The organism is Streptosporangium sp. H13245, assembly GCF_055690525.1.
This window is the reverse complement of sequence record NZ_JBSZKT010000061.1, coordinates 21,650-28,287: the sequence shown is the minus strand read 5'-3', so window position 1 is coordinate 28,287 and position 6,638 is coordinate 21,650. Positions and strand designations below refer to the sequence as shown.

The following is a 6,638-nucleotide window of genomic DNA, read 5'->3' as shown; positions in this document are numbered from 1 at the left end:
TCAGCGGCTCCCTCGGCCGCCACGGCAGCGTGGCGGGGAAGCGGACGAAGAGCACGACGGCGATCGCGAAGACGTAGCTGGCGACGTCGAGTTGGCCAGCGCCGGGATCTCCACCAGGCTGACCTTGCCCTCCGGCAGGCCCGGATCGTGCAGGACGTGGCCCGGCCTGGTGGCCCCCACGAAGTGCGCGATGGTGAACAGCTCCTCGACGTCGCGCCAGCTCAGGATCTGGGCGAGGGCGTCGGCACCGGTGATGAAGTAGAGGTCCACGTCGGGCCCCCAGGCGGTGGAGATCTCCCGGAGTGTGTCGATGGTGAAGGTGGGCCCCGGGCGGTCGATGTCGACGCGGCTCACCGAGAACCGGGGGTTGGAGGCGGTGGCGATGACCGTCATGAGATAGCGGTCCTCGGCGGCTGAGACGATCTTGTCGGCCTTCTGCCACGGCTGCCCCGTCGGCACGAAGACCACCTCGTCGAGATCGAAATGGTGGGCGACCTCACTGGCCGCGACCAGGTGGCCGTGGTGGATCGGGTCGAAGGTCCCGCCCATGACGCCCAGACGTCGCTTCCCCTTGCCGGTAGGCGCGTTCATCATGAAACGGACCATACGTGCAAGCCGTGCACAGCTTTTAACCACCCCCCGCGCGTGGCAGGCGGACCCGACGTAGCATGCCGGACATGACCACCACCCCGGATCGCAACCGCGTGCAGCTTCCCGGCATCAGCTCACGCGCCTACGAACATCCCGCCGATCGGTCCGCGCTGGTCGCCCTCCGGTCGCTCAGCGGGTTCGACACGGTGCTCAAGCAGATGTCCGGCCTGGTCAGCGAGCGCCGCCTGCGCCTGATCTACCTAGCCTCGGCCGTGCGCACCAGCGACACCCAGTTCCGGGCGCTGCACGACATGGGCCGCGACGCTGCCTACACGCTCGACCTCCATCGCATTCCCGAGGTCTACGTGCAGCAGAGCCCGCTGGTGCAGGCGAAGGCGATCGGCTTCGACGACCCGTTCATCGTCGTCACGACCGGCCTCCTCGACCTGATGGACGAGGAGGAGCAGCGCTTCGTCATCGGCCACGAGACCGCCCACATCCTGTCGGGCCACGCCGTCTACCGCACCATGCTCGACATCCTGACCCGCCTGGCCACGCGCGTGGCCTGGATCCCGCTCGGCTACATCGGCCTGCGCGCGATCGTGGCCGGTCTGGAGGAGTGGCACCGCAAGTCCGAGCTCTCCGCCGACCGTGGCGGCCTGCTCTGCGGCCAGGACTCCGACGCGGCACTGCGCGCCCTGATGAAGCTCGCCGGCGGCTCGCGCCTGCACGAGATGAACATCGAGGCCTTCCTCGACCAGGCCAGGGAGTACGACACGGCGGGCGACGTCCGTGACGGCCTGCTCAAGGTCCTCAACCTGCTGGGCACCACCCACCCGTTCGCCGTCTCCCGCGTCGCCGAGCTCGACAAGTGGCGCCGCAGCGGCGAGTACGACACGATCCTCGCCGGTGAGTACCCCCGCCGCGCCGACGACGCCAACGCCAAGGTCTCCGAGGAGATCAAGGCCGCCGCCCGCTCCTACCGCGACTCCTGGTCGCAGTCCCAGGACCCGTTCATCGGCGTCCTGCGCGACGTGGCCGAAGGCGCCGTCAACGCCGGGGAGCGCATCTTCAACCGCTTCTCCCGCCGCGATGGAAATTAACGGAGAGCTCCACCAAAAGGGCCCGGCGACCACCCCCGGGCCCTTTTCCATGCGGGTCGGGCACAACCCTGCGTCACCCTGACCTCCGCGCCCCACGAGACCGTGGCCCAGCCTCCGCGGGATGCCCGAGGGCGTCTACACCAGGAGGGCGATCGCCCGTACGGCCGCGGAGCACAGGGCGACGAACCCGCCCAGCACGGCCAGCGCGCGCAGGCCCTCCTTGCGGAGCTCGACGAGCTCGGTGCCGATCCGCTCGATCTCGCGGCCGAGGATGCCCCCGCAGACGACGCCGAACACGACACCGGCGACGGCGACCGGGGCGGGATGCGCCCACCAGTCGGGCGGCAGCGAGCCGCCGAGGGTGAGCCAGAGCGCGGAACCGGCGAGGGCCGCCGCCGGTAGCCCCGGCCACGCGAGGGCGGTCAGCAGCGAGACGACGAAGGTCAGCGGGAAGCCCAGCACGCGCAGGACCACCCGGGCCCTGGCCGACTTGCGCTTCCTGACCAGCCAGTGCCCGGCCCAGAGCGTACGGGCCAGGGTGGCGAACAGCCCGGTGACGGCGAAGGTGGCCGGCGGCCAGATGGCCGTGGCCACGACGCACGGTACGGCCAGCACCGCCAGCAGGAGCAGCGCCGCGTTGCCCGCGGGCAGCGGCCCCGCCCTGCCCCCGTCCTTGGCCTCTCCGGCCGCCCCGCCCCTCCCCTTACCGGCCTGGCGCCGGACGACCCTGCCGGTCGCGGCGGCGGGACGCCCGCCGCGCGACGTCTCGGCGGGCGCGGGGACCCGGCCGGTCCTGGACGCCTCGCCAGTCGAGGAGGCCGCGCGCCCCCCGCGCGACGCCTCGCCGGTCGTGGAGGCCGCCCGCCCGCCCCGGGGCGCCTCGCCGACCGCGGCGGCCGGGCGCCCGCCGCGGGACGTCTCACCCGCCACCGGGAGCGCCCGCGCCGCACGGGCCGCCTCACCGGCGGGCACCGGCCGCCCGCCGCGCGGTGTGCCGTCCGCACCGGCCGGGGACCGGGGCGCCCGCGCCGCTCCGTCCACCGGGGCGGACGGCCTTCCCCTGCCGGTCTCCGCCCTGGCCGCCCGGCCGCCCTTGGCCTGGTCCTCGCCCTTGGCACCCGGCTTGGAGCGGCTCTCCTGCTTCCTGGCCTGGCCGGGCCTCTCCCCCGTGGGGGAGCCCTGCCTCCTGGCCGCCCCCGCCTCGGACGGGATCACCCGGGCCAGGCGGCCCAGGCGGCCGGTGAGGAGGGCCGCGGTGGGGCGCTTGGCCGGTTCGCGGTGGAGGGCGGCGCGGATCAGGGGCAGCAGCGCGGCCGGGACACCCTCAAGGTCGGCCTGGCCGTTGAGGATCGCGTACATCTGCGCCTCGACGGTGCCCCCGCCGAAGGTGGGGCGGCCGGTCGCGGCGAAGGCCACGGTGGCCGCCCAAGCGTGCACGTCGGCGGGCTCGCCCACGTGCTCGTCGGCGAACAGCTCGGGGGCGGCGTAGCCGGGGGTGCCCAGGAAGGTGCCGGTCAGGGTGAGCCGGGTGGCGTCCAGGACGTGGGCGATGCCGAAGTCGATGAGGACGGGCTCGTCGTCCCCGCTGACCACCACGTTGGCGGGTTTGAGATCGCGGTGCACGACCCCGGCCGCGTGAATGATCGACAGGGCGACGGCCAGGCCCTGCGCGACGCTGAGCAGGCCCGCGCCCTCCAGGGGGCCGTCGCGGCGCACCCGCTCCAGGAGGGTGTCCCCCTCGATGTGCTCCATGACCAGGTAGGGCCGGTCACCGTCGAGATCGGCGTCGACGACGCGGGCGACGTAGGGGCTCTCGACCCTGCGAAGGGCGCGGACCTCCCGCTCCAGGCGCACCCGGGCCTCGGAGGTGGCGTCGTGGATGTCGTGGAGCACCTTGAGCGCGACGTTGTCACCCCGGCGGCTGGAGGCGAGGTAGACCTCGCCCATTCCCCCCCGGCCGAGACGTTCCAGCAACGTGTAGGGACCGACCCGCCCGAGACGACCCACGTGACCTCCTGCGTCGGCCACATGGGTCAGGGACCGCTGCGCCTATCGGGTCGCTCACTCCCGCTCGCTTCCCTGCTCTCCAGCCATAGGAGACCACACCATAGCGGGCGAGTGTGACGTTTTCCCGACGGCACGCCGGACTCCCCGAAAGATCCGGGACGGCGGGACGCCCGGCGGCCGAGGGGCTCGCCGGGTCCGGGCGGCGCGCCTCAGGCCCGGTGGACGGGCTCGCGGGCCGGGTCCCGCAGCAGGCTGTCGAGTTTCGCGGTGGGTTCGGCCGACAGGTCGCGACGCCTCGTACGGCGCCAGCTGACGTGCCCGCGGCCCTCCAGCAGCGACAGCAACCGGTCGGCACCGAAAAGGACGAGGGCCACGAAAATCAATGGAACGGCGATGTCCATAGAATCCAGTCAGCTAGCTACCGTGATTACCCTGAGTCACACACCCTAACACTCAGTGAACCGGCCGGGGGCTGGAGGAACCACTACTGGGAGGCGGCCTCGGGCGAGGCGAGGACCGTGCCCTCGCTGGTGCGCAGGTGGCCCTCGCCGGTGTAGACCCACTTGGTCGAGGTCAGCTCCGGCAGGCCCATGGGACCGCGCGCGTGCAGCTTCTGGGTGGAGATGCCGATCTCCGCGCCGAAGCCGAACTCCCCGCCGTCGGTGAACCTGGTCGAGGCGTTGACCGCCACGGCCGCGGAGTCGACCAGCGCGACGAACCTGCGGGAGGCGCTGACCGAACGCGTGACGATCGCGTCGGTGTGCGCCGAGCCGTACTTCCTGATGTGCGCGACCGCGTCCTCCAGCGAGTCGACCACGGCGGCGGCGATGTCCAGCGAGAGGTACTCCATCCGGAAGTCCTCCTCCTCGGCGGGCACCACGTCGCCGTACGCCGCGACGCGCGCGTCACCGTGCACCGTGACGCCCTCCGCCGCCAGCGCGGCCAGCGCGCGCGGCACGAAGGAGTCGGCCACGGCCGCGTGCACCAGGAGCGTCTCGGCGGAGTTGCACACCGAGGGCCGCTGGACCTTGGAGTTGATCAGGATCTGGATCGCGAGGTCCTGGTCGGCGTCGGCGTCGACATAGACGTGGCAGTTGCCCACACCGGTCTCGATCACCGGGACGGTGGACTCCTCCACCACCGAGTTGATCAGTGAGGCGCCGCCGCGCGGGATCAGCACGTCGACCAGGCCGCGGGCCCTCATGAGCTCCTTGACCGAGTCGCGGCTCTGCCCGGGGACCAGCTGGACGGCCCCCGCGGGCACCCGGGTGCCCGCCAGCGCCTCCTGCATGACCCTGACGAGGACCGTGTTCGACTCGTACGCGCTGGACGAGCCGCGCAGCAGGGTGGCGTTGCCGCTCTTGAGGCAGAGCGCCGCGGCGTCCACGGTCACGTTGGGGCGGCCCTCGTAGATGATGCCGATCACCCCGAGCGGCACCCGGAGCTGGCGCAGCTCCAGCCCGTTGGGCAGCGTGTTGCCCCGGATCACCTCGCCGACGGGGTCGGGAAGGTCGGCGACCTCGCGGACCGCCTCGGCGATCGCCTCGACCCTGGCCTCGTCGAGACGGAGACGGTCGATCATGTATTCGGAGGTCCCGCTCTCCCGGGCCCGCTCCACGTCGAGCGCGTTGGCCGCGACGATCTCGGCGGACGCGGCCACGAGCGCGTCGGCCATCACCCGGAGCGCGGCGTCCTTCGGCGCCCTCGGCAGCGGGGCCAGCTCGGCGGCGGCCTCTTTGGCCGCCAAGGCCACCTTCAGGAAGTCCTCGGACATCTCGCGCTCCAAAAGAACTAGTTGTGGGATTCCAGTATGACGATGTCGTCGCGGTGGATCAGCTCTCGTTCGTACTCGGGGCCCAGGCTCGCCGCCAGCTCCCGGGTGGAACGCCCGAGCAGGCCGGGAATCTCCCCCGCGTCGAAGTTGACCAGGCCGCGCGCGACCACCCGGCCGCGCGGCCCGCACAGGTCCACCGGGTCGCCCGCCGCGAACTCGCCCTCGACGGAGGTGACCCCCGCCGGGAGCAGCGACTTGCGGCGGCTCACCACCGCCTCGACGGCACCGGGGTCCAGGTGGAGACGGCCGCGGCCCGTGGTGGCGTGGGCCAGCCAGAGCAGGCGGGTGCCCGGGTGCCGTCCGCCGGGGTGGAAGTAGGTGCCGACGTCGGTTCCCGCGAGGGCCTGGGCGGCGTGCGCGGCGGCGGTCAGCACCACGGGCACCCCCGCCCCTGTGGCGATCTTCGCGGCCTGGACCTTGGTGATCATGCCTCCGGTGCCGACCGCCCCGCCCTTGCCGAGCTCGACCCCGACGAGGTCCTCGGGCCCGCGTACGTCGGCGAGCCTGCGGGCGCCGGGACGGCGGGGGTCGCCGTCGTAGAGGGCGTCCACGTCCGACAGCAGCACCAGCGCGTCGGCCCGGGTGAGGTGGGCGACCAGCGCGGCGAGCCGGTCGTTGTCGCCGAAGCGGATCTCGTCGGTGGCCACGGTGTCGTTCTCGTTGACCACCGGGACGATGCCCAGCTCCAGCAGCCGGGCCAGCGTGCGCTCGGCGTTGACGTGGTGCGAGCGGCGCATCATGTCGTCGGCGGTGAGCAGCACCTGGCCGACCCGCAGGCCGTACCGGGCGAAGGAGGAGGTGTAGCGGGCCACCAGCACGCCCTGGCCGACCGAGGCGGCGGCCTGCTGGGTGGCGAGGTCGCGCGGCCTGGCGGGCAGGCCCAGCGGGCCGAGACCCGCCGCGATCGCGCCGGAGGAGACCAGCACGATCTGGGTACCGGCCTTCCGCCGGGCGCCGAGCACGTCGACCAGGGCGTCCACCCGGTCGACGTCGATCATTCCCTGCGGGGTGGTGAGCGAGGACGAACCCACCTTCACGACGAGGCGCGACGCCGTACGGATTCGTTCGCGCGCAGAGTCCACGACACGTACCTCTCAAAGATG

At 72.8% G+C, this 6,638-nt stretch carries 6 protein-coding genes; 1 reads left to right on the top strand and 5 read right to left on the bottom strand.

Going from position 1 to position 6,638, the window contains the following annotated elements:
• Nucleotides 1-594 carry a nicotinate-nucleotide adenylyltransferase gene (nadD, locus tag ACW9TB_RS38615; protein ID WP_472753077.1) on the bottom strand — a complete coding sequence of 198 codons (594 nt, stop codon included), beginning with the start codon at nt 592-594 and terminating at the stop codon, nt 1-3.
• 74 nt (nt 595-668) lie between these two features.
• Here nadD and ACW9TB_RS38610 point away from each other — a divergent pair, with 74 nt between their 5' ends.
• Nucleotides 669-1,694, top strand: a complete 1,026-nt coding sequence (locus ACW9TB_RS38610) for a M48 family metallopeptidase (RefSeq protein ID WP_472753076.1) — start codon at nt 669-671, stop codon at nt 1,692-1,694.
• 135 nt (nt 1,695-1,829) lie between these two features.
• Here the strand turns inward: ACW9TB_RS38610 and ACW9TB_RS38605 are convergent, their stop codons facing one another.
• From ACW9TB_RS38605 to proB, 4 genes are all read right to left on the bottom strand, one after another.
• Nucleotides 1,830-3,701 (bottom strand): serine/threonine-protein kinase, encoded by a 1,872-nt coding sequence (locus ACW9TB_RS38605; RefSeq protein WP_472753075.1) that lies wholly within the window; start codon nt 3,699-3,701, stop codon nt 1,830-1,832.
• A 209-nt stretch (nt 3,702-3,910) separates the two neighbouring features.
• Nucleotides 3,911-4,075 carry a hypothetical protein gene (locus tag ACW9TB_RS38600; RefSeq protein WP_472753074.1) on the bottom strand — a complete coding sequence of 55 codons (165 nt, stop codon included), beginning with the start codon at nt 4,073-4,075 and terminating at the stop codon, nt 3,911-3,913.
• Between the two features lie 110 nt (nt 4,076-4,185).
• A complete protein-coding gene (locus tag ACW9TB_RS38595) occupies nt 4,186-5,475 on the bottom strand; it encodes a glutamate-5-semialdehyde dehydrogenase (protein ID WP_472753073.1) in 1,290 nt (429 codons plus the stop codon).
• A 17-nt stretch (nt 5,476-5,492) separates the two neighbouring features.
• Entirely contained in the window at nt 5,493-6,617 is a 1,125-nt protein-coding gene (gene proB, locus ACW9TB_RS38590) for a glutamate 5-kinase (RefSeq protein WP_472753072.1), read from the bottom strand.
• Between the last annotated feature and the right edge of the window lie 21 nt (nt 6,618-6,638).

What these genes read in the sequence shown, in the direction of transcription:
- nadD (WP_472753077.1), bottom strand. Translation starts at nt 594, where the DNA reads ATGATGAACGCGCCTACCGGCAAGGGGAAGCGACGTCTGGGCGTCATG.
- ACW9TB_RS38610 (WP_472753076.1), top strand. Translation starts at nt 669, where the DNA reads ATGCCGGACATGACCACCACCCCGGATCGCAACCGCGTGCAGCTTCCC.
- ACW9TB_RS38595 (WP_472753073.1), bottom strand. Translation starts at nt 5,475, where the DNA reads ATGTCCGAGGACTTCCTGAAGGTGGCCTTGGCGGCCAAAGAGGCCGCC.